Raw genomic sequence first — 22,796 nt, 5'->3', positions numbered from 1 at the left:
GTAATCACGCTCGGTAACCTCACAGGGTGCCACCCTGGTGGGCCAGATCCCTGCGCGGACGCGTCACCCTCATCGCGACGGCTGTAGCCGCCCTCGTGCTCATCCCCGTGGCCGTCGCCGGGGTGATCACCGCCAGGTCGCTGATGACGGCCAGCGTCTTCCGCGACACCCGGGACACGGCCGAGCGGATCGCGTACGAGATGCGCGGCGGCGCGCTGCCCATGGGCGCCGCCATCCCGGTGCCCAACCCGCCGGTGGACCTGATCCAGGTCGTCGGTCCCAACGGGCAGATCCTGGCCAGCAGCGACGCGGCCAGGAACCTGCCGCCGCTCAGCGACATCCGCCCCACGCCCGAGAACCGGGTGGTCAGCGTGATGAACTGCCTGCCGACCGAGTGCATCCACGTCACGGCCGTCCGGGTGAGCCTGTTCGCCGACTCCCCCGTGGTCTACGCGGGCCGCAGCACGCCCGACCTGCTGGCCAACCGCGGCCTGGAAGTCGTGGTGTTCATCGAGGTCGGGGTGCTCATCGGGCTGGCCTCGTGGGCCACGTGGCTGGTCACGGGACGCGCGCTGAGACCGGTGGCGACCCTGCGGGCCGAGCTGGACGCCGTACACGCGGGCGACCTGAGCCGGCGCGTCACGCAGCCACCGGGCGCGGACGAGGTGTCCCAGCTCGCCAAGTCCGTCAACGGCACGCTGGCCCGGCTGGAACGCTCGGCCCAGCAGCAGCGCCAGTTCGCCTCCGACGCCTCGCACGAGCTGCGCACCCCCATCGCGGGCCTGCGCGCCCAGCTGGAGAGCGCCCAGCTCTATCCCGACGACACCGACGTCGAGGCGCTGGTGGACAGCGCGCTGCGCGACACCGACCGCCTGGAGGCCATCATCACCGACCTGCTGCTGCTGGCCAGGATCGGCTCCCGGGTGGACGTGGTCAAGGAGCGGGTGGACCTCGCCGAGCTGGTGCGCCAGGAGCTGTCCGTGCGCTGCGACAAGGTGCCCGTGCACGTGGAACTGACCGAGGGGGTGGTGGTCGAGGGCGTACGGCTCCAGCTCGCCAGGGTGCTGACGAACCTGCTGGACAACGCCCAGCGCCACGCCGAGCACACGGTCCAGGTCGAGGTCCGCAGGGAGGGCGAGCACACGGCGCTGCTGGCGGTCGAGAACGACGGCGTGGAGATCGCCGAGGAGGATCGCGAGCGCATCTTCCAGCGCTTCACCCGCCTGGACGCCGCCCGCAGCCGCGACGCCGGCGGAACGGGTCTGGGCCTGGCCATCGCGCGTGACGTCGTGGTGGCTCATGGGGGCCAGATCACCGTTGAGGACCGTGTGGGCGGGGCGCGATTTGTGTTGAGACTTCCAGCCGTTTGACCGCTTTTCGTAGATTTCCGGTGCTCAAGTCATAGATCATGGTGTCATGACGGAACAAGCGCCGCAGGGCGTCGACCCTCACATCCCTAACGCGGCGCGCATGTACGACTACTTCCTGGGTGGCAAGGACAATTTCCAGGCCGACAGGGATCTGGCCGAGCTGGTCCTGAGCGCGGTTCCCGAAACCCGTGAAGGCACCAGAGAGAACCGGGCGCTCATTGGCCGGTTTGTGCGTTACCTGTGCGAACAGGGCATCACGCAGTTCCTTGACCTCGGCTCCGGCCTGCCTGCGCAGGAGAACGTGCACGAGGTCGCGCTCCGCCACACCCCCGATGCCCGCGTGGTCTACGTGGACAACGACCCGGTGGTGGCCACGCACGGCAGGGCCCTGCTGGCCGACCCGGACCGGGTGGCCATGGTGCTGGGCGACGTGCGCCGGCCGAAGGAGATCCTGGCCAACCCCGAAGTGCGTGCGCTCCTGGACTTCGAGCGGCCGGTGGCCGTGCTGATGATGTTCATCCTGCATCTGATCCCCGACGAGGACGACCCGAGCACGTTCGTGGCCGGCTACCGCGAGGCGATGGCGCCGGGCAGCTATCTGGCCATCTCGCACGTGGGCAGCGACTCCCACTCGGCGCTCACGGACCGGGTGGTCGAGTTCTACCAGCGGGCCAACATGCCGTTCAGGCCGCGACCCGGCAAGGAGATCGCGGCCTTCTTCGGTGACTTCGAGTTCATCCCGCCCGGCCACCTCGCCAACGGCATCGGGCCGGAGCTCGGGTGGCCGTACATCGATCGCGACATCCCGATCTTCCTCGACGCGGACATGTCGCGGCTGGGCTACGCGGGCATCGCCCGCAAGCTCTAGACCTTCGACAGCTCCCGGTCGCCCGACTCGTCGGGACCGGGGCGGTTGTCGTCGTCCTCGTCCAGCAGCGTGGCCTCGTCGAACGGGGCGTTCCCGGCGAGCACCTCATTCGCGCGCTCCCGGTCGAAGTCGCCGGTCCAGACGGCGACCAGCACGGTGGCGACGGAGTTGCCGGCGAAGTTCGTCAGCGCCCTGGCCTCGGACATGAAGCGGTCGATGCCCACGATGAGGCCGACGCCGTCGACCAGCGCGGGACGGTGCGCCTGCAGCCCGCCGGCCAGCGTGGCCAGCCCGGCCCCGGTCACGCCCGCGGCGCCCTTGGAGGCGATCATCATGAACAGCAGCAGCGCGATCTGCTCGCCGAACTGCAGCGGCGCCCCGGTGGCCTCGGCGATGAACAGCGTGGCCATGGTCAGGTAGATCGCGGTGCCGTCGAGGTTGAAGGAGTAGCCGGTCGGCACGGTGATGCCAGCCACGGTCTTGCTCACACCCAGGTGCTCCATCTTGGCGATGAGCCTGGGCAGCGCCGTCTCCGACGAGGAGGTGGACAGGATGAGCAGGAACTCGCGCCCCAGGTACTTCAGCAGCGACCACAGGTTGATCCGGGCGACCAGCCACAGGATCGAGCCGAGCACGACGCCGACGAACAGCAGACAGGTGATGTAGAAGGCGACCATGATGATCGCCAGGCTCTTGAGCGCCTCCAGCCCGGTCTCCCCGACGACCGCGGCGATCGCGCCGAACGCGCCGACGGGCGCGGCCCACATGATCATGGCGAGGATGCGGAACGTCAGCCGCTGGAAGTGCTCGATGGTGCGCAGGATCGGCTCGCCCTTGGCGCCCATGGCCTGGATCGCGAACCCGGCCAGCAGCGCCACGAGCAGCGCCTGCAGCACCGAGCCGCCGGTGAGCGAGGACACCAGCGTCTTCGGGATGATGCCGAGCAGGAAGTCGACCGTGGTGGACTCGCCGCCCTTGGCCGCCTGCGCCTCCGCGGCCTGCTTGGCGGCGTCGCTGAGGTGCAGCCCCGAGCCCGGGTCGATGACGTTGCCGACCAGCAGGCCGATGAGCAGGGCTACCGTGGACATGACGATGAAGTAGCCGAGCGCGAGGCCGCCGACCTTGCCGACCTTGGCCGCCTGGCGTACCGAGCCGATGCCCAGCACGATCGTGCAGAAGATGATCGGCCCGATCACCATCTGGATGAGCGCGACGAAGCCGGTGCCGAGCGGTTTGAGCTCCTTGCCCACGTCCGGCCAGACGAATCCGACCAGGATGCCGAGTAGGACCGCCCCGATGACGGCCAGATAGAGGTAACGAGTGCGATCACGCATGGGGGGCTCTCCAGCGGTGATGGAAATGACCTTCTAGACGCCCGAGTATGCGCCTCACAGTGACATAGGTCACCATTGAGTAAGTTTCGTTCACAGGGGAGATGTCAGATGCGGCGCTGGAGCCTGGCGGGCCAGATGCTGGTCCTGCAGCTGCTCGTGGTCGCCGTCACGGTGGCGGGCCTCGCGGTGCTCGCGCTCGTGCAGGCGCACGAGCTGCTCACCGACGAGGCGAGCAGCAAGGCCAGGGCCGTCGCGGTGAGCGTGGCCGCCTCGCCCAGCGTGCTGGCCGCCCTCGACGACCCGAACCCGTCGGTACGGCTGCAGCCGTACGCCGAGCAGGTACGCCACCAGACGGGCGTCGACTTCATCACCATCATGAAACCCGACGGCACCCGCTACACCCACCCGAACCCCGCCGAGATCGGCAAGCACTACCTCGGCCACACCGAGCGGGCCCTGGCGGGCGAGACGTTCACCGAGACCTACACCGGCACACTCGGCGACTCCAGGCGGGTGGTGACCCCCGTCATGTCGGACGGCCGGGTCCGGGCACTGGTCAGCGCGGGCATCACGATCAACAAGATCAGCGCCAAGGTCCGCGACCAGCTCGCCTGGGGCGGCCTCATCGTCGCGCTCGCGCTCTCGCTGGGCGCCGCCGGCACCTGGCTGGTCACCGCGCGGCTGCGCCGCCAGACGCATGGCCTCGGCCCGGTCGAGCTGGGCCGCATCCACGAGCACCACGACGCCGTCCTGCACGCCGTCCGGGAGGGCCTGCTGCTGGTGGGCAAGGACGGCACGCTGACGCTCTGCAACGACGCCGCCAGGATGCTGCTCGGCCTGCCCGCCGACGCCGAAGGGCGGCACGTGGACGAACTCGGCCTCTCGGAGGTGCTGGCCGACGACGACGAGCGCGTCCACCTGGTCGGCGACCGCGTCCTCGCGGTCAACAGCGCCGCCAGCCGGCTCGGCACCGTCGTGACCGTGCGCGACCACACCGAACTCCAGGCGCTGACCGGGCAGCTCAACGCCGAGCGCGACTTCGCCGACTCGCTGCGCTCGGCCGCCCACGAGGCCGCCAACCGGCTGCACACCGTCATCACGCTGGTGGAGCTGGGCCGTACCGAACAGGCCGTGGCGCTCGGCACGGCGGAGCTGCGCGCCGCGCAGGAGCTGACCGACCGGGTGGTCGGCGCGGTGCGCGAGCCGGTGCTCGCCGCGCTGCTGCTCGGCAAGAGCGCCGAGGCCGCCGAACGCGGCGCCGAACTCGTGATCAGCCAGGACAGCGAGCTCGACGACCTGGGCCTCGACCCGCGCGAGCTCGTCACCATCGTGGGCAACCTGATCGACAACGCCATCGAGGCGGCCTCCCGGGTGGAGGTCCACCTCAGCGCGGGCGGCGGCGAGGTCCTCATCAGGGTCGCCGACAACGGCCCCGGGCTGGCCGACCCGCAGGCGTTCGCGAAGGGCTGGACCACCAAGGGCGACGGGCGCGGGCTGGGGCTGGCGCTGGTGGGGCAGGCGGTGCGGCGGCTGGGCGGCACCATCGACGTGAAGGGCTCGGTGTTCACCGTGCGGCTGCCGGTGCCGGAGCGGGTGCGATGACCATCTCGGCGCCGGGATCGGGCGCGAAGATATCCGTGCTCGTCGTGGAGGACGAGGAGATCACGGCCGAGGCCAACCGCATCTACATCGAGCGGACCCCGGGCTTCGAGGTGGCCGGCGTGGTCAGGACCGGCGGCGCGGCCCTGCGGTTCCTGCGCGGCAAGCCCGTGGACCTCGTCCTGCTCGACCTGTACCTGCCGGACATGCACGGGCTGGAGGTGTGCCGGGCGATCCGCGCGGGCGGGCTCATGTGCGACGTGATCGCCGTCACCTCGGCCCGCGACCTGGCCATGGTGCGCTCCGCGGTCTCCCTCGGCATCTCCCAGTACCTGCTCAAACCGTTCACCTACGCGACACTCTCCGAAAAGCTGACGCGTTACGCCCGGTTCAAGGACGAGGCGGGCCTGGCCGTCGGGCAAGGGGACGTGGACCGGGTCCTCGGCACCCTTCGGGGCAGCTCAGAGCTGCCGAAGGGCATGGCGCGCGACACCCTCGACACGGTCGCCGCGAAGCTGCGCGACAGCCCCGAAGGCATGGCGGCCCAGGCCGTGGCCGACGCGATCGGGGTGTCCCGCGTGACGGCCCGCCGCTACCTGGAATACCTGGTCGAGCTGGGGGTGGCCGCCCGCATCCCGCAATACGGAGGAGTCGGCCGGCCAGAACTCCTCTACCGGATCCCCATGGAAAGTTAATGATGGTGACGCTGGCCGTTCAATCCGGGCCTCTAGCTTCTGGTGCAGTCCGATGCACTGAGGAGACAGATCTTGCGAGTCCTGGCCGTAGTTCCCGCCCGCGGAGGTTCGGCGGGCGTACCCCTGAAGAACCTCGCCCTGGTCGGCGGCGTCCCGCTGGTCACCCGAGCGGTACGGGCCGCCCGGCGGGCCGAGCTCGTGGACCAGGTCGTGGTCAGCACCGACCACGCGGGCATCGCCGAGACCGCCCGTGAGGCGGGGGCGATCGTCGTGGAGCGGCCCGAGGAGCTGAGCGGCGCGACCGCCTCCAGCGAGTCGGCGGTGCTGCACGCGCTCGACGCCCTCGGCGAGGACCCCGAGGTCGTCGTGCTGGTGCAGTGCACCAGCGCGTTCATCGACCCGGAGAACCTGTCCGAGGCCGTGCGCAAGGTGCTGGACGGGGAGGCCGACTCGGTCGTGTCGGGGCTGCCGACGCACGAGTTCCTGTGGACCGCCGCCGGAGGCGGCATCAACCACGACCCCGCCGTCCGGCAGCGCCGCCAGGACCGCGACCCCGAGTTCCGCGAGAACGGCGCCTTCTACGTCATGCGCACCTCCGGCCTGCGCGAGCACGGCCACCGCTTCTTCGGCCAGGTCGCCGTCCAGCCGGTGTCGCCCAAGCACGCCGTCGAGATCGACAACCCGGATGACCTGGAGCTGGTGCGCGCGCTCGCCCCGTTCATCGACGAGCCCGAGCCGATCGACGTGGACGCCGTCATCACCGACTTCGACGGCGTGCACACCGACGACCGCGCCTACGTCGACTCCGACGGCCGCGAGATGGTGCTCGTCAGCCGCTCCGACGGGATGGGCATCGCGCTGCTGAAGCGGTCCGGGGTGAAGGTGCTGGTCATGTCCACCGAGCACAACCCGGTGGTGGCCGCCCGCGCCCGCAAGCTCGGCGTCCCCGTGCTGCAGGGCCTGGCCGAGAAGCGGACCGTGCTGCGCGACTGGCTGACCATCGAGGGCCTCGACCCGGCCCGCGTCGCCTACGTCGGCAACGACGTCAACGACCTGGGCCCGATGGCCGAGGTCGGCTGGGCCATCGCCACCCCCGACGCCCACCCGCGCGTGCGCGCCGCCGCCAGGGTCGTGCTGACCAGGGCCGGCGGGTCCGGCGCCGTGCGCGAGCTGTGCGACCGCGTCGTGGCCGCCCGGCCCGAGCCGCCCGCCGCCGAGGTCCGCACGCGGCCCAGGCTCGGCCTGGAGCGGAGGAGCTCCGGGGGAGAGAGCGAGGGACGAGCCAACGAGCCCGGAAGCGGCCGCGACCATGAGCACGTCGCGATCGGCGACGTCCTGGTCGGCGACGGCGAGCCCGTGTACGTGATCGGCGAGATCGGCATCAACCACAACGGCGACATCGACATCGCCCGCCGCCTCATCGACGTGGCGGCCGAGGCCGGTTGCCAGGCGGTCAAGTTCCAGAAGCGCACCCCCGCGATCTGCGTGCCCGAGGAGCAGAAGGGCCAGATCAGGCAGACGCCGTGGGGCGAGATGACGTACCTGGAGTACAAGGAGCGGACCGAGTTCGGCTACGACGAGTACCGGCAGATCGCGAAATACTGCGACGAGCGCGGCCTGCACTGGTTCGCCTCGCCGTGGGACGTGCCCTCCGTGGAGTTCCTGGAGGAGATGGACGTCCTCGTCCACAAGGTGGCCTCGGCCAGCGTCGCCGACCACGAGTTGCTGCGGGTCCTGGCCGCCACCGGCAAGCCGATCATCCTGTCCACCGGCATGTCCACGCTGTCGGAGATCGACGCGGCCGTCGAGATCCTCGGCACCGACAAGCTGATCATGATGCACGCGACGTCCACGTACCCGCTGCCGCCGGAAGAGGCGAACCTGCGCACGATCACCACGCTCAAGGAGCGCTACGGCGTGCCCGTCGGCTACTCCGGCCACGAGCGCGGCCTGCAGATCTCCCTGGCCGCGGTCACGCTCGGCGCGGTCACCGTGGAGCGGCACATCACGCTCGACCGCACCATGTGGGGCTCCGACCACGCCGCCTCGCTGGAGCCGGCCGGCCTCGAGCACCTCGTCCGTGACATCCGCATCATCGAGCAGGCCATGGGCGACGGCGTCAAGCGCGTCTTCCCCGGCGAGGAGGCTCCCAAGGCCCGCCTGCGCCGGGTGACCGTCTGACCTCGTCCGCACTCTGGAGAAACCACTCTTGATCACTCTCTCGGTCGTCGTGCCGGTGCTGAACGGCGAGAAGTACATCGCCGACACACTGTCGTCGCTCTGCCGCAACGCCCGGCACGACTTCGAGTTCATCGTCGTCAACGACGGGTCCACGGACGCCACCGCGGACATCGTCGACGACTTCACCCGTGACCTGCCCGGGCTGACCATGCTGCGCAACCCGGCCCCCGTCGGGCTGGCCGACGCCCGCAACACGGGCCTGTCGGCCGCCTCCGGCCGGTACGTCACGTTCATGGACGCCGACGACTGGCTCGCCCCGGGCTACCTGCCACGGCTCGTCGAGGCGATCGACGGGCTCGGCTGCGACTTCGTACGCGCCGACCACGTGCAGGTCGAGGGCCGCAAACGGGTCGTGCACCGCGCCCCCATGGCGCGGAGGGGCGCGGTGCTCGACCCACGGGAGGCGATCCTGCCCGCCGGCGTGCGGACCATGGTCGACTACCCGTACGCGTGGGCCGGGATCTACCGGCGCTCCCTTCGCGACCTGCTGCACTTCCCCGGTTCCCTGCACACCGCCGAGGACCGGCCGTGGATCTGGCGCCTGCACCGGGAGGCCGCCACGTTCGCGGTGGTGTCGCTGGCCGGGGTGTTCTACCGCCGGCTGGTGTCCGGGTCGCTGACCCAGGTCGGCGACGAACGCCAGCTGCACTTCTTCGACGCGTTCGACCTGGTCTTCAAGGATCTCGAGCCGGAGTTCCTGCCCAAGGCGGTGCGGAACTTCTGCGCGCTGCTCGCCCACCACCTGGAGATCGCCGACCGGTTCACCCCGGCGCTGCGCTCCCGCTTCGAGGAGCGCGGCGCCCACATGGTGCGCGCCCTGCCCCCCGAACTGGTGTCGGAGTCGGTGGCGCGCATGTCCGTCGAACGCGAGACCACGCTGCGGGCCCTGGTGCCCGACCTGCCGCCCAGCCCGCACGTCCGGGTCCGCCGCGACCGGGAGGAGACATAGTGAAGGTCTTCTACGCCTCGACGCTGTTCGGCGCGATGTCGCTGGCCGCCGCCATCGACGACGGCCGCTTCGGCGACGGGCGCCGCGTCCTGATCGTGTCGAACAACGCGGCCATCCCCGAGGTGACGGCGCCGCTCGACAGGTCGCCCGGCTTCGCCGTGCTGCGCTCGCGCTTCGACGCGGTGCACTCGTGGAACGACCTCATCGCGCCGCTGCACCCCTCCGACTGGCGCGCCCGCGTCATCGAGGTGCCGATGATGGAGCGCCTCATCCGCTCCGTCTGGGGCCTGGACGGGGTCGAGGAGCTGGTGCTGGAGTCCATCGCGGTGCCCCCGGCCCGGACCATCGCCGGGCTGGTGCGCGACTGCCCGATCACCGTCTACTCCGACGGCCTGATGAGCTACGGCCCCACCCGCGACCCGCTGCCGGCGGAGATCTACCGCCGCATCGGCCGCCTGTTCCACCTGGACCTCGTGCCGGGCCTGACCCCGCTGCTGCTCAGCGAGTACGACGTCGCACCCTCGATCCTGCCGGACGAGCGGTTCATGTCGGTCGTGCACGAGGTCACCGCCACCGCCCCCGACATGCTGCCCGGGCAGGCGATGATCCTCGGCCAGTACCTGTCGGCCCTGGAGATCGTCACCCCGGAGGAGGAGGCGGCGCTGCACGAGACGATGCTCAAGGCCCTGGCCGCGCGCGGCTACACCGACATCGTCTTCAAGCCGCACCCGGCCGCCGGGCGGCGCCACGCCCAGCTCCTGCGGGCCGCGGCCGAACCCCTGGGCGTGCGGCTGTCGGTGGCCGCCGAGAGCGTGCCCGCCGAGGTGTGCTTCGCGGCGCTGCGGCCCGAACTGGTCGTGGGCTGCTTCTCCACCGGGCTGCTGACCGCGCAGCGCTACTTCGGGCTGCAGGTGGCCGCGTACGGCACGGAGCTGGTGCTCGACCGGCTGGCGCCGTACGAGAACAGCAACCGGATCCCCGTCACGATCGTGGACGCGCTGCTGCCCCGGCTGTCGCCGGACGGCGGCATCGAGCACCCGACGGCGGTGGACCTGCGCGGGCTCGTCCGGGCGGTGGGCTACTGCATGCAGGCCGAGACGTACCCGGAGCTGCGGCCGGCGAGCATCGAGTTCGACGCCCGCTACTTCAAGCGCAAGCGCCTGGAGACCCTCGGCCTGGTGGCCCGCCCCACGGCGCTCACCCGGCTCCGCCGGAAGATCCGCTCGGCGATCTGACAGCTCTCCCCCGAAAGGCCGCAGCCCCGACACCGGGGTTGCGGCCTTTCTGCGTGAGGCCTCCGGCCACCGCGCTTCCTCGGGAACCGCGACCCCGGCCGATCCCGCTGCCGCGCCCGGCCCCGCCACCGCGCTTCCGAGGGGACCGCAACCCCGGGCGACGGGAGGGACCCTCTCCCGCCGCCCGGGGTTGCGGTCCTTTCGGGGGAAAGGAGCGCGAATGGCCGCGTCTCAGGCGGTTCTTCGGGGAAACGGGCGCGCGTGAGCCGCACCTCAAGCGATCCCTCGGAGGGCCGGGCGTGCCGCTCAGGTGGGGCGGTGGGCTCGCCGGGTCGGGAGGGCGGCGGTCAACCGAGCACCTTGAGGTAGCGGCGCATGCGGCGCTTGGCCCGGTAGCCTGCCCGCAGCATCGAGGGATGCACCTCCACCCGCAGCCTGGCCCGCCGCCGCGCCGCCGCGTGCTCCGGCCCGTCCAGCAGCGATCGGGCCGGTACGCGCGACCCGCCCGCCACCAGCCCGGCCAGCCGCCCGGCCCAGTCGTTGTGCGCCGGCGGGTGGAAGTAGTTGGCCTCGCACCACTCGGGAGAGGCCGCCCGGAAGCCGCCCTTCGCCAGGTCGTCGAGCGTGCCCAGCAGCCCGCTGCCCTCGAACACCAGGTTGATCATCTCGGCGCTGACGCCGAAGTCCTCCAGCACCAGCGACGGCACGCCCAGCGCGATCGCCTCCAGCGCCGCCGTCGAGCTCACCGTGACGAACCCGGCCGCCCGTTCGAGCTGGTCGTGCATCGACCCCGCCGCGAACTCCACCCGCCCCGGCTCGCCCATCTCCCGCCACAGCCGCTGGTAGTGGTGGCGCTCGTTGTGCGTCTGCCGCTCGTCCTCAAGGGCCCGCAGCTTGACCACCACGTCCAGCTCGGGCCGCAGCCGGGCCAGCTCGGCCAGCGCCAGCAGGATCCGCTCGCGGTCCTGGCGCTCCCGCGGCACCTTGGCCTGGGTGGCGAACACGACCCGGTTCCCGCCCCCGGCGACCACGTCGGAGCGCAGGAACGGCAGCCTGGCCAGCCCCACCGCCCCTCCCCCGCCGAGCCGGCCGGCGATCTCCGAGAACTCGGCCACCTCACGCTCGCTGTGCACCACGAACAGGTCGCACCCGCTGCGGAACAACCACGCCTTCTCCGTCGCCGGCACCGAGATGCCCGGCAGCCCGCTCACGAACACCGGCCGCGGCCGCAGGTCGCCGAGCACGTCGGCCACCAGCACGTCCACCACCGGGCCCGTGCAGGCCACGAGCACCACGTCCGGGCGCATGCGCTCGGCCAGCCGCCGCACGGACCGCGCCGACACCACCGGCGGAGGCTCCAGACCGCCGACTGCGGCGGCGATCTGCTCCGGCGAGGGCGCGATCGGCGTGCGCACCACCACGAGCTCCGCCGTGCCGCCGGGGGGAAGGTCGCCGAGCAGGCAGGCCGCCCACTTCAGATACGAGTCGGAGTCGGCGACCGCCAACACTTTCAACCGGACACTCCTGTCAGATGCGAGCGAAGGGCGGGGGCCGCCCTGCTGGTCCACCAGTCCTCAGGAACGTCCACGGGCTCCACGGCGACACCGCGCGGGCTGAGCAGCACCCGCAGCGAGGTGATCGCGGTCGAGGGCAGGCTGAGCACGCGCTGGCCCGCGTCCAGGCCGCGCAGCGTCAGCTCGGCCGGCGCGCCCACGTCGTGCACGGTGATGCCGGGGCGCTCCCTGATCAGGGCCACGTCCACGGGGTCCTCGCGGCGGTGCGGGTAGTACGCGAGCGGCTCCTGGGCCGCCAGGTCCGTCAGCCAGCGCAGGTAGTGGTCGCGGTGCACGAGCCCGTTGCGGACGAGCGAGGTGCCGAGGACGACCGTGCGCTCCGCGGGCCCCTCCGCGCTGGGCGGCTGGGCACGCAGCCAGTCGAACTGGTGGCGTACCAGGTTGATCCCGGCCCGCCGTACGCCGTCCGCCAGGGCCTCGTCCACGGGCAGGGCGGTGAAGACCGACACGTCGCTCAGGCGCAGCCGCAGCGCGGCCGCCAGGCCCAGCACGGAGCGCAGCTTGGTCGGCTGGGCCCTGGCCCGCAGCAGCGGCCGGTACGGCCCCGCGGCCAGCAGCTCCAGCAGCCGGAGCGTGGCCAGCCCGTCGTCCACGATGACGATGCGTCCGGGACGCGAGGTGAGCCAGCGCATCTGCACCCTGCCGGAGAAGGCGTCACCGACGGCCTGCACGCGCCTGGGCATGCGCTCACGCGGCTCCGCCAGCTCCAGGCCGTCGGGCAGCCCAAGAGACCTCAGCTCCCGACGCGTGGCCTTCAACGGCCTCAGACCGGCGCGCGGCACGACCACCGTCTCGGGGCCGAGCACGCCCGCGTAATGGGCCTCGACGGCGCACAGCATCTGGAGCGGTGACTCCACCCAGGCCGACGCCTGTTCGACCACTCCTGTCCTCCCAGCCGGGTGATGGCCCGTTCACGACCGCTTCAAGCTAGCCCCGCCGCCTTAAGCCACCAGAAACGCGACGTGAACAATGGAGAGCATGAACTCGCTCATGCTCAACACCGACGGCGTGCAGATCCCGCAGCTCGGCTACGGCGTCTGGCAGGTCCCCGCCGACGAGGCCGCGCGGGCCGTCACGACCGCGCTCAAGGCCGGTTACCGGCACGTGGACACCGCCGCCGCGTACGGCAACGAAGAAGGCGTGGGGCAGGCCGTACGCGAAAGTGAGCTGCCGCGCCGGAAGCTGTTCGTGACCACCAAGCTGTGGAACGCCGACCACGGCCGCGCGGAGGCGGCCTTCGACGAGTCCCTGGCCCGGCTCGGCCTCGACTACATCGATCTTTTCCTCATCCACTGGCCGGTGCCGCAGCAGGACAAGTACGTGCAGGCTTGGAAGGCGATCGAGAAGATCTACCGTGACGGGCGCGCCAAGGCCATCGGCACCTCCAACTTCAGCATCGCCCACCTCACCCGCCTCATGAACGAGACCGACCTCGTGCCCTCCATCAACCAGATCGAGCTGCACCCGTACCTCCAGCAGCGCGAGCTGCGCGCCTTCCACGAGGCCAACGGCATCCTCACCGAGGCGTGGAGCCCGCTCGGCCAGGGCCAGGGCCTGCTGAACGACCCCGCGCTGGCCAAGCTGTCGGACAAGTGCGGCAAGACGCCCGCGCAGATCGTGCTCCGCTGGCACCTGCAGCTCGGCCACGTCGCGATCCCCAAGTCGGTCACCCCGGCGCGCATCGCCGAGAACATCGGCGTCTTCGACTTCATCCTCGACGCCGAGGACATGGCCGCCATCGGCGCGATGAACAGGGGCCAGCGGATCGGACCCGACCCCGACACGTTCAACATGACCTGACTCGTCTACGATCTCCCGCGTGCGGGATTTTGCGTGGGGCATAGCGGCGACAGGGAATATTGCGCGGACCGTCGGGGCGGCCATCGCGGCCGAACCGGGCATGCGGGTGGCCGCCGTCGGATCGAGGAACCTGGGGCGGGCGCAGGCACTGGCCGCCATTCTGGGGGCGGAGTCCGCGTACGACTCCTATGAGCGGCTCTGCGCCGACCCGGCCGTGGACGCGATCTACGTGGCGACGCCGCACGCCCAGCACCTGGAGGTGGCCGAGGTCGCCATCGCCGCGGGCAAGGCCGTGCTGTGCGAGAAGCCGCTGGCCGCCACCGTGGACGACGCGGAGAAGATGGTACGCCTGGCGCGCGAGGCGGGCGTGTTCCTGATGGAAGCGATGTGGATGCGGTTCAACCCGCTCGTCCAGAAGATCGCGGCCGACGAGCGCTTCGGCGACCTCCGCTCGGTGCACGCCTCCTTCGGCTTCGCCAAGCCCTACGACCCGGAGCACCGGCTGTGGGCGCCGGAGCTCGGCGGCGGGGCGCTCCTGGACCTGGGGATCTACCCGTTCGGGCTGGCCCAGCTGATCCTCGGCATGCCCTCCGACCTGCGGATCACCGGCACTCTGGCGCCCAACGGCGTCGACGCGGAGGCCGGCGGCGTGCTGCTCTACCCCGGTGGCAGGAAGGCTCTCGTGGAGACTTCGTTGCTCGGGAATTACCCGAACCATGCCAGTGTTGTAGGGACTCAGATGCGGGCGGACCTCCAGGCACCGTTCTGGGCCACGCCGCGGATTCTGCTCTCCGGGCCCTCCATGGAGCCGGAGGAGTACATCCTCGATCCGGCGGACAACGGGTACACCGGGGAGCTCCGCGAGGTCCGGGCCGCGACGGCCGAAGGCAGGACCGAAAGTTCGATCATGCCGCTCGACGAATCCCTTGCCATGATGGGGCTTCTGGCCGAGGCTCGCAGGCAGGTCGCCTAGCTGGACCTTTATCGATTTGTAACGCTCTTGCCTTATGCATTACGTTTGAGGCATTCTTGAGACATACGTCCGGTTTGTCCGGACTTGTCCGACCATCGCACGACACATCACAGGAACGTCCTGTGACCGCTGAATCCGCCCTCGGGCGGAACCGGGGACCCACGTCCTTTGGGGTGAATCGGCACTTCGGTGCCGTAGGGCAGCTTCCACGTCCGAACCCGTCAGCTAACCCGGTAAGCGGCATGGAAGCAAGGAGTAAACCCCCTCGATGGCCAACATCCGCTTTACCTCTGCTGCGAAGACCAACATCGCCCGCGCCCTTCTCGGCGCCACCATCCTCGGGACCGCGTTCGGCGCCCACATGACCAGCGCCACCGCAGCGGACAAGCAGCCGATCGACACCGTCGCCGGCACCGCCACCGTCGCCGACCACGCCGAGCGCTCGCGCGAGACCAAGGTCGGCGTCACCGCCGGCCAGGTCCTGGCGCTCGCCAAGTCCCAGGTCGGCATCACCGAGAACGCGGCCGGCGGCGGCACCAAGTTCCAGCGCTGGTACGCCGGCTCGCAGCGCGCCGCGGAGACCATCGCCCGTGACGGCGGCAGCCGCGCCGACTACCTGAACGCCGCCTGGTGCGCGATGTTCGTCTCCTGGGTGGGCGAGCAGACCGGCGCCCGCTCGCAGATCGGCTGGGACGCCTGGACCGTCGCCCACGCCAAGTGGTTCCAGGCCAACCACCGCTTCGGCACCGAGGCCAAGCCCGGCGCCATCGTGTACTTCTCGTGGAGCGGCAGCAAGAACCTCAACGACATCAAGCACGTCGGGTTCGTCGAGAAGGACAACGGCGACGGCACCATCTCGACCGTCGAGGGCAACACCGGCAACGGCAAGGTCGAGGAGCGCGTCCGTCCCAAGTCCCAGGTCGTCGGCTACGGCTACCCCCAGTACCGTTCCTGACCGGACTTTCCCCCGGCGCCTCCAGGCCGGACCTCCCCAGGCACCTCCTGGCCGGCCTTCCCCCAGCGCCGAACGAGCGCGCGTCCCGCAACGGGACGCGCGCTCGTCGCGTTTCACCCCCGCGAGTGCGGCGGCCCGTCACCGGGGAAGACCCGAGGCGAACCGCCCGCGACCTCGCCAAGGAGCCGCCCGCCATGCCAGCCGCGCGCAGACGCCCCGGAAGGCTGGTCCGGAATGGGCTGCGACGGGTCGCCGACGGGCTCTTCCCGCGCGGCGCCAACCCGCACGGCGTCCTGCCCGCCCTGCTGATCCTCCTGGCCTTCGTCACCGGCCTCGTGGACGCGGTCAGCTTCCTCGGCCTGGGCCGCGTCTTCGTCGCCAACATGACCGGCAACATCGTCTTCCTCAGCTTCGCCCTGGCCGGGGAGGCCCAGATGTCCAGATGGGCCTCCCCGGCGGCCCTCGTCGCCTTCGGAGCCGGCGCCTGGAGCGCCGGCCGGGTGATCAGGCGGACCGCGAACCCGCGACGGGCGTTCGCCGCCGCCACCGCCGTACACGCGCTCCTCGTCGCCGCCACCCTCGCCATCGCCCTCACGGCCGGACACCGCACGACCTGGTCCCAGGCGGCCCTCATCGTGCTGCTCGCCTGCGGCATGGGCCTGCAGAACGCGTCCGTACGCGCGCTCGGCGTACCCGACCTGGTCACCAACGTCCTCACCACGACCCTCACGAGCCTGGCCGCCGACACGCCGGGCCGGGCCGCCCTGCGTCGATCCGCCTCCATTGCCGCGATGTTCCTCGGCGCCCTGACTGGCGCCCTCCTCCACCTCACGACCGGCCCCGCACCCGCCCTGGCGGCCGCCCTGGCCCTGCTCGCCACCGTCGCCCTCGTCGCCCGCAGTGGTCTCAGCCGAGAAAGAACTCCGCCAGCGCCCGGGTGACCCCGGCCGGATCGTTCTCCATCGGGATGTGCCCCGCCCCGGGAACGCGCACCAGCGTCGTGTTCGGCACCTCGGCGGCGAAGCGCTCGGCGTACCGGACCTCCTGGAACGTGTCGTCCTCCCCCCACACCAGCAGCTTCGGCGTCCCATCGGCCTTGAGTGCGGGCACCAGATCCAGCGTGTAACGGCTGTCGGCCGCGCCCGCCAGCGCCATCCACGACCGGCCCACCCGCGGGTCGTTCCACGGATCAAGGTAATCGGCCAGCTCCGCCTCGGTGGCCGGCCGGGCGAGCGCGGTGGTGACCGCCTTGCGGCGGGCGGCCAGCAGTTCCTCCACGGTCGTGGCCGCCACCACGGCCGGATCCCGGTAACGGGCCACGCCGGGCACCGGCCAGGAGTCGTATGTGACCGAGTTGACCAGCGCCAGCCGCCGCACCTCTGGCTTCCCCTCCACCAGCAGGTGCTGGGCGACCGCACCGCCGATGTCGTGCCCCGCCACCGAGAGCCGCTCCCCCGCGCCGACCGCGGCCGCGAACCGGGCCACCCACGCCGCCAGCGCCGGAACCGCCGCGGTCTCCGCCGTCAGCTCCCCGCCGGAACGCCCCAGCCCCGGCAGATCCACCGCCACAGGACGCAGCCCCGCCGCCGCCAGCCCGTCGATCACCGGCGCCCAGACCCGGCTCCAGTACGTGCCGTGCAACAGCAACACCACCGGGCCCCGCTCGCCCGCCGTCAGATAACTGGCCACGCGGCCGTCGACTTCGATCGTCATTCGCTCGAACATGGACATAACCATCATGTTCTGGAAGTGCCCCGGTCAAATATCAATTAAGGTATGTCGGTATGACATTGGCGCAGCTTAGGGCCCTGGTCGCGGTCGCCGAACACGGCGGCTTCACCGCCGCCGCCGAGCACACCGGCATGTCCCAGCCCGCAGTCAGCCGCGCCATCGCCGCCCTCGAACGCGAGCTCGGCGCCGCCCTGTTCGTCCGCCACCGCGACGGCATCGCCCTCACCGAGGCCGGCCGGCGAGCCCTCGCCCGCGCGCGCGAGAGCCTGCGCCACTTCGACCTCATCCGCGCCGACGTGGCCGCCGCCAGCGGCCAGATCACCGGCGAACTCCGCCTGGCCAGTCTCCCCAGCGCCACCGGCACGCTCGTCGCCAAGCTGCTGCGCGCGTTCACCGACCGCTACCCGCAGGTCCGCGTACGCCTCTTCGAGGGCATGGACGACGACATCCGCGAATGGCTGCACCGCGGCGCCGCCGAGGTCGGCGTCGTCACCCTCCCCGCGCCCGGCCTGCACACCGTCCACCTGAGCACCCACGACATGGTCGCCGTGCTGCCCGCCGACCACCCCCTGGCCGCCCGCCCGGCCGTCAATCTCGCCGATCTGGAGGACAGGCCGTTCATCCTGACCACCGCCGGCTGCCGTCCCCTCATCATGGGTGCGGCGCTGACGGCCCAGGTACGGCTCGACGTCGCCTTCGAGGCCAGCGGCCCCGCCGCCATCCTGGAGATGGTGGCCGCGGGGCTGGGCGTCAGCATCGTCCCGACCCTCGGCCTCCCCGCCGACCTGGGCGCCGTCGTCACCCGGCCCCTGGAGCCGAAGATGACCCGTTCGCTGGCCCTGGCCGTTCCGTCGGCGGACGACTGCGCCCCGACCGCACGCGTTTTTCTCGACCAGCTCGGCTCCTTTACATTGTAGATCAGAGTGTACGTTGTCTACTTCTGATACGTTGTACACAAACTCGTCGAGAGGAGGGCGATCCATGACTGCCCCGCGCAAGCCCGATGACAGGCCTCCGCTGTGGGCCCGCCTCGAGCGCCCGGCGCCCGCCCCCCGCCAGACCCTGTCCCCGCACCGCATCGCCACCGCCGCCGTGGGCGTCGCGGACGCGGAGGGCCTCGACGCCATCACCATGCGGCGGCTGGCCACCGAGCTGGGCGTCGCCCCGATGGCCGCGTACCGGTACGTGTCGGGCAAGGACGAGCTGCTGGAGCTGATGGCCGACCACGTCTACGGCGAGCTGGAGCTGCCCGGCGAGACGGCGGGATGGCGCGAGACGCTGCGGGAGATCGCCGTCAGGACGCGCGAGCTGGTGCTGAAGCACCTCTGGCTCGCCCAGCTCCCGCCGAGCGCGATTCTCGCCGTCACCCCCAACCGCCTGGCGGTGGCGGAACGCTCGCTGCGCGCCGTCGACGGCCTGGACCTGGACGCCGACACCAAGATGGCCGTCGTCAACACCGTGAGCTCCTACACGCAGGGAGTCACCGGCGCCGAGATCGCGATGCGCCGGCTCATGGCGGGTCAGGGCTGGTCCAGCGAGCAGCAGGTCTACCTCAGCTTGGCCCCGCAGCTCACCTACCTCCTCGACACCGGCCGCTACCCCGGCTTCCGGCAGTACATCTACGAGGGCAGGCACAAGGACCGGCCGGGCTGGCAGTTCGAGACCGGGCTCGAGTACGTTCTGGACGGCATCGCGGCCCGGCTGTTCGCGAATTGAATCTCTCGCGTACGTGTCGATCCCGCCTGTCGCCGTTCGACGCGTTCGACGAGAGCTCGAACCGGAAAGAGAGACACCCATGAAATTCATGATCGTCGGCAAGGCCAACGCGGAGACCGAGGCCGGGGCGCTGCCCAGCCAAGAGGTCGTGGACAACATGCACGCCTACAACGAGGCGCTGACCAAGGCGGGCGTGCTGCTGGCGGCCGAAGGGCTCTACCCGAGCTCGCAGGGGGTCCAGATCGCGTACAGCGGCGGCAAGGCGACCGTGATCGACGGCCCCTTCGCCGAGGCCAAGGAGCTCATCGCCGGCTTCTGGCTGATCCAGGTCAAGTCCCGGGAAGAGGCGATCGAATGGGCGATGCGCGTGCCGGTGCCGCCGGGGTACGACGGGATCGGGCTGGACGTGTGGCGGGTGTTCGACGCTTCGGACGTACCGGACGATTCGCTGCCCGCGGACGAGCGGGAACGCGAACAAGCACTACGCGACCGCCTCGGCGCCGACACGCCCAACCCCTGACCCACCCGCACGCGCCCGCCCCGGCACTGTCAGGCACGCACTCAGGAGACGGGACTCGGGTTGCCATCGGCGCCTTCGTGCTGCTCTCATGGGCCGGTGATGGCTTCCGACACCGACGACCAGGCCCGAACCCAGGCCACCCCCCGCCGTGGGACGGAGACCCATCGGGCCATCGAGGCTGTGTGGCGGATCGAGGCGGCCCGGCTCATCGCCGGGCTCGCCGGGCTGGTGCGCGACGTCGGCCTGGCCGAGGAGCTGGCCCAGGACGCGCTGGTCGCCGCCCTGGAGCAGTGGCCGGAGTCCGGCGTGCCCCGCAACCCCGGCGCCTGGCTGATGACGGTGTCGAAGCGCCGCGCCATCGACCTGATCCGCAGGAACGAACGCCTCGAACGTAACCTGATCGAGCTCGGCCACCGGCTCGACACGGACGAGGACCTGCCCGAGGTGGACGAGATCGAGGACGACCTCCTGCGGCTGGTGTTCACGGCGTGCCACCCGGCGCTCTCCGTGGAGGCCCGGGTGGCCCTCACGCTCCGCGTGCTCGGCGGCCTGACCACCGACGAGATCGCCCGGGCGTTCCTCGTCCCGGAGTCCACGGTGGCGCAGCGGATCGTCCGCGCCAAACGGACCCTGGCCGACAAGGAGATCCCCTTCGAGGTCCCCCAAGCCACCGAGCTGTCGGCGCGCCTGGAATCGGTCCTGGAGGTCATCTACCTGATCTTCAACGAGGGCTATTCGGCGACGGCCGGCGACGACTGGATGCGTCCCGCCCTGTGCGAGGACGCGCTCCGGCTGGGCCGGGTCCTGGCCGGCCTGATGCCCAAGGAGCCGGAGGTGCACGGCCTGGTCGCCCTCATGGAGATCCAGGCGTCCAGATCGGCGGCCCGCGTGAGCCCGTCCGGCGAGCCCATCCTCCTCCTCGACCAGAACCGCGCCCGCTGGGACCGGCTCCTCATCCACCGCGGCCTCACCGCCCTGGACCAGGCCGAGAAGCTGGGGGACGGCACGCTCGGCCCGTACACCCTCCAGGCCGCCATCGCCGCCTGCCACGCGCGCTCTCTCAACCCGGAGGACACCGACTGGGTACGCATCGCGAGCCTGTACGAGGCGCTGGCCAAGCTGTCCCGCTCCCCCATCGTCGAGCTCAACCGGGCCGTCGCCCTCTCCATGGCCTACGGCCCCGCGGTCGGCCTCCAGCTCCTCGACCAGATCGCCGACGAGCCGTCCCTCAAGGACTACCACCTGCTGCCGAGCGTACGAGGAGACCTGCTCTTCAGGCTGGGCCGGAAGGAGGAGGCCCGGACCGAGTTCGAGAGGGCGGCGGACATGACCCGCAACGCCCGCGAACGCACCCTCCTCCAGGAACGCGCCACCGCCTGCCGATCATAGGGGGCGACCCACAGGGTGGCGCCTCCGCGTTCAGGCTTGGCCCGAGCTTTCGTGCAGCCGCCGGGCGTCAGCTCCAGCCAGGACGCGGGCAGGCCGCCTTTGCGATATTGCGGAAGGCCGTGCTGTTCGCCCCGAACCCACGGGTGCGGCCCCGGGCTTCCGACCGGGGTTCTCACTGGTGAGGTGACCGGGAGAAAGCGTGGTGGGTGCGGGTGACATGCCCTTGATGCGACACAAAAGATGCCTCTTGAGGTGGGAGCGCTCCCAAGCCGCCCTTTGCGAGGTATAACGCGAAAAATCCGGTTCTAGAGTGACAAACCGCCTCATTGGTAACGGTTGCGTTTCGGTGGATTGACGTGCAGACCACGTAAGTGCACCCTTTGTGGGAGCGCTCCCAAAGACTCCCACCGCGGCGGAGCGCGAGCCGCGGTGCACTCCCCCAACATTCACCCGAGAAGGGGTCCACCCATGATGATCAGCAAGCGTCGCGGCGGTCTCGCCGCGGCCTCTGCCCTGGCCGTGGCGGCGCTGACCGTCGCGTCCTGCAGCGCCGGCGGCGGCACCGCCACGGGGTCCAGCAGCGCTCCCGCCTCCTCCGCGGCGGCTGAGCCGGTCACCATCCGCGTTCAGACCTTTGGCGGCGGCACCAACTTCGGCTACAAGAACGCCATCACGAAGTGGAACGCCGAGCACAAGGACATCCAGATCAAGGAAGAGCACCTGACCGACCAGTTCGAGCAGCAGTACTGGCCGCAGATGATCCAGTGGTTGCAGGCCGGCAACGGCGCCGGCGACGTGGTCGGCATCGACGAGGGCGGCATGGGCCTGGCCAAGGCGCACCCCGAATGGTGGGCCGACCTCAAGGAGTACGGCCTGGAGTCCCGCAAGGCGGACTTCCCGGCGTGGAAGTGGGAGAACGGCGTCACGGCCGACGGCAAGCTGTTCGGCCTGGGCACCGACATCGGCGGCATGAGCCTCTGCTACCGCACGGACCTGTTCAAGAAGGCCGGGCTGCCGACCGAGCGTGACAAGGTCAGCGCGCTCTGGCCCACCTGGGACGAGTTCATGAACGTCGCCAAGACGTTCCAGTCGAAGGTCAAGGGCACCAAGTTCGCCGACGGCACGAACACGCTCTACCAGGTCGTCCTCTACCAGGAGGCGGCCAAGAACGGCAACGTGACGTACTTCGACAAGGACAACAACCTCATCGTCGACAAGAACCCGGCGGTGAAGGCGGGCTTCGACTTCGCCACGAAGATGAGCCAGCAGGGCCTGACCGCCAAGCTGCGCAACTTCACCGACGAGTGGGCGGCGGGCACCCAGAAGGGCGCGTTCGCCACGGTCGGCTGCCCGTCCTGGATGCTCGGCGTGGTCAGCGGCAACGCCGGCGACGGCGGCAAGGGCAAGTGGGACGTGGCCGGCGTGCCGGGCGGCGGCGGCAACTGGGGCGGCTCCTGGCTGGCCGTGCCCAAGCAGTCGAAGCACCCGAAGGAAGCCGCGATGGTCGCCGACTTCCTGACCAACGCGCAGACCGAGGCGAGCATCTTCACGGACTTCGGCAACATGCCGAGCAACACGAAGGCCCAGCAGGACCCGGCCGTGCAGGGCGCGAAGAACGAGTTCTTCAACGCCGCCCCCATCGGTGAGATCTTCGCCAAGTCCGCGTCGAGCCTGCAGCCGGTCTTCCTCGGCGTGAAGCACGCCCAGGTCAAGAACGCCATCGAGTCCGTCATCCAGGGCATGGACGACGGCTCCGTCCCGTACGACAAGGCCTGGCAGCAGCTGGTCGACGACGCGGTGAAGGCCGCGGGCTAGTCTCCCCGCCCGGCCCGCGAGCAGCGGGCCGG

General features: G+C 70.8%; 20 protein-coding genes and 1 riboswitch. Of the genes, 16 read left to right on the top strand and 4 right to left on the bottom strand.

Annotated features, from left to right (window positions below):
• The first annotated feature begins 26 nt into the window (after nucleotides 1-26).
• Nucleotides 27-1,370, top strand: coding sequence for a sensor histidine kinase (locus ACWDRB_RS06790; protein WP_449892141.1), 1,344 nt, complete (start codon nucleotides 27-29; stop codon nucleotides 1,368-1,370).
• A 46-nt stretch (nucleotides 1,371-1,416) separates the two neighbouring features.
• Entirely contained in the window at nucleotides 1,417-2,238 is an 822-nt protein-coding gene (locus ACWDRB_RS06785; protein ID WP_350726849.1) for an SAM-dependent methyltransferase, read from the top strand.
• Here ACWDRB_RS06785 and ACWDRB_RS06780 read toward each other — a convergent pair.
• A complete protein-coding gene (locus ACWDRB_RS06780) occupies nucleotides 2,235-3,572 on the bottom strand; it encodes a cation:dicarboxylate symporter family transporter (protein WP_397369873.1) in 1,338 nt (445 codons plus the stop codon). The genes ACWDRB_RS06785 and ACWDRB_RS06780 overlap by 4 nt on opposite strands.
• 108 nt (nucleotides 3,573-3,680) lie before the next feature.
• Here ACWDRB_RS06780 and ACWDRB_RS06775 point away from each other — a divergent pair, with 108 nt between their 5' ends.
• From ACWDRB_RS06775 to ACWDRB_RS06755, 5 genes are all read left to right on the top strand, one after another.
• The gene (locus ACWDRB_RS06775; protein ID WP_449892140.1) at nucleotides 3,681-5,174 is read left to right on the top strand and encodes a sensor histidine kinase; all 1,494 of its coding nucleotides are present in this window, start codon (nucleotides 3,681-3,683) and stop codon (nucleotides 5,172-5,174) included.
• The gene (locus tag ACWDRB_RS06770; RefSeq protein ID WP_449892139.1) at nucleotides 5,171-5,866 is read left to right on the top strand and encodes a response regulator; all 696 of its coding nucleotides are present in this window, start codon (nucleotides 5,171-5,173) and stop codon (nucleotides 5,864-5,866) included. Before ACWDRB_RS06775 ends, ACWDRB_RS06770 begins: the two co-directional genes overlap by 4 nt.
• A gap of 72 nt (nucleotides 5,867-5,938) precedes the next feature.
• On the top strand, nucleotides 5,939-8,047 hold the full coding sequence (locus ACWDRB_RS06765; protein ID WP_449892138.1) for an N-acetylneuraminate synthase family protein: 2,109 nt from the start codon (nucleotides 5,939-5,941) through the stop codon (nucleotides 8,045-8,047).
• 28 nt (nucleotides 8,048-8,075) lie between these two features.
• On the top strand, nucleotides 8,076-9,056 hold the full coding sequence (locus tag ACWDRB_RS06760; protein WP_449892137.1) for a glycosyltransferase family 2 protein: 981 nt from the start codon (nucleotides 8,076-8,078) through the stop codon (nucleotides 9,054-9,056).
• Complete coding sequence (locus tag ACWDRB_RS06755; RefSeq protein ID WP_350726837.1) at nucleotides 9,056-10,291, top strand: polysialyltransferase family glycosyltransferase; 1,236 nt, start codon at nucleotides 9,056-9,058, stop codon at nucleotides 10,289-10,291. The genes ACWDRB_RS06760 and ACWDRB_RS06755 overlap by 1 nt, the downstream gene beginning before the upstream one ends.
• Nucleotides 10,292-10,638: 347 nt before the next feature.
• On the opposite strand, the gene ACWDRB_RS06750 is transcribed toward ACWDRB_RS06755, so the two are convergent.
• Together ACWDRB_RS06750 and ACWDRB_RS06745 are read right to left on the bottom strand one after the other, a co-directional pair.
• Nucleotides 10,639-11,799: a DUF6716 putative glycosyltransferase gene (locus ACWDRB_RS06750; protein ID WP_449892308.1), complete on the bottom strand. Its 1,161-nt coding sequence runs from the start codon at nucleotides 11,797-11,799 to the stop codon at nucleotides 10,639-10,641.
• A 2-nt stretch (nucleotides 11,800-11,801) separates the two neighbouring features.
• Nucleotides 11,802-12,746 (bottom strand): hypothetical protein, encoded by a 945-nt coding sequence (locus tag ACWDRB_RS06745; protein WP_449892136.1) that lies wholly within the window; start codon nucleotides 12,744-12,746, stop codon nucleotides 11,802-11,804.
• A gap of 97 nt (nucleotides 12,747-12,843) precedes the next feature.
• Here ACWDRB_RS06745 and ACWDRB_RS06740 point away from each other — a divergent pair, with 97 nt between their 5' ends.
• The 4 genes from ACWDRB_RS06740 (at nucleotide 12,844) to ACWDRB_RS06725 (ending at nucleotide 16,534) form a co-directional block, all read left to right on the top strand.
• Nucleotides 12,844-13,665: an aldo/keto reductase gene (locus ACWDRB_RS06740; RefSeq protein WP_364247214.1), complete on the top strand. Its 822-nt coding sequence runs from the start codon at nucleotides 12,844-12,846 to the stop codon at nucleotides 13,663-13,665.
• A gap of 19 nt (nucleotides 13,666-13,684) precedes the next feature.
• Nucleotides 13,685-14,638, top strand: coding sequence for a Gfo/Idh/MocA family protein (locus tag ACWDRB_RS06735; protein ID WP_449892135.1), 954 nt, complete (start codon nucleotides 13,685-13,687; stop codon nucleotides 14,636-14,638).
• 117 nt (nucleotides 14,639-14,755) lie between these two features.
• Nucleotides 14,756-14,893: riboswitch (cyclic di-AMP (ydaO/yuaA leader) on the top strand.
• Between the two features lie 13 nt (nucleotides 14,894-14,906).
• Complete coding sequence (locus tag ACWDRB_RS06730; RefSeq protein WP_449892133.1) at nucleotides 14,907-15,593, top strand: CHAP domain-containing protein; 687 nt, start codon at nucleotides 14,907-14,909, stop codon at nucleotides 15,591-15,593.
• A 194-nt stretch (nucleotides 15,594-15,787) separates the two neighbouring features.
• A complete protein-coding gene (locus tag ACWDRB_RS06725; protein WP_449892132.1) occupies nucleotides 15,788-16,534 on the top strand; it encodes a YoaK family protein in 747 nt (248 codons plus the stop codon).
• Here ACWDRB_RS06725 and ACWDRB_RS06720 read toward each other — a convergent pair.
• On the bottom strand, nucleotides 16,500-17,306 hold the full coding sequence (locus tag ACWDRB_RS06720; RefSeq protein WP_449892131.1) for an alpha/beta fold hydrolase: 807 nt from the start codon (nucleotides 17,304-17,306) through the stop codon (nucleotides 16,500-16,502). The genes ACWDRB_RS06725 and ACWDRB_RS06720 overlap by 35 nt on opposite strands.
• Before the next feature lie 71 nt (nucleotides 17,307-17,377).
• On the opposite strand from ACWDRB_RS06720, the gene ACWDRB_RS06715 reads away from it, so the two are divergent.
• From ACWDRB_RS06715 to ACWDRB_RS06695, 5 genes are all read left to right on the top strand, one after another.
• Nucleotides 17,378-18,241, top strand: a complete 864-nt coding sequence (locus tag ACWDRB_RS06715) for a LysR family transcriptional regulator (RefSeq protein ID WP_449892130.1) — start codon at nucleotides 17,378-17,380, stop codon at nucleotides 18,239-18,241.
• A gap of 64 nt (nucleotides 18,242-18,305) precedes the next feature.
• Entirely contained in the window at nucleotides 18,306-19,040 is a 735-nt protein-coding gene (locus tag ACWDRB_RS06710; RefSeq protein WP_449892129.1) for a TetR/AcrR family transcriptional regulator, read from the top strand.
• A 79-nt stretch (nucleotides 19,041-19,119) separates the two neighbouring features.
• Nucleotides 19,120-19,560 (top strand): YciI family protein, encoded by a 441-nt coding sequence (locus ACWDRB_RS06705; protein WP_449892127.1) that lies wholly within the window; start codon nucleotides 19,120-19,122, stop codon nucleotides 19,558-19,560.
• 99 nt (nucleotides 19,561-19,659) lie between these two features.
• The gene (locus ACWDRB_RS06700) at nucleotides 19,660-20,949 is read left to right on the top strand and encodes an RNA polymerase sigma factor (RefSeq protein ID WP_449892126.1); all 1,290 of its coding nucleotides are present in this window, start codon (nucleotides 19,660-19,662) and stop codon (nucleotides 20,947-20,949) included.
• A gap of 468 nt (nucleotides 20,950-21,417) precedes the next feature.
• Entirely contained in the window at nucleotides 21,418-22,764 is a 1,347-nt protein-coding gene (locus tag ACWDRB_RS06695; protein ID WP_449892125.1) for an ABC transporter substrate-binding protein, read from the top strand.
• Nucleotides 22,765-22,796: the final 32 nt, after the last annotated feature.

Source organism: Nonomuraea sp. NPDC003707 (genome assembly GCF_053587055.1).
This window is presented reverse-complemented; position numbering and strand designations above follow the sequence as displayed.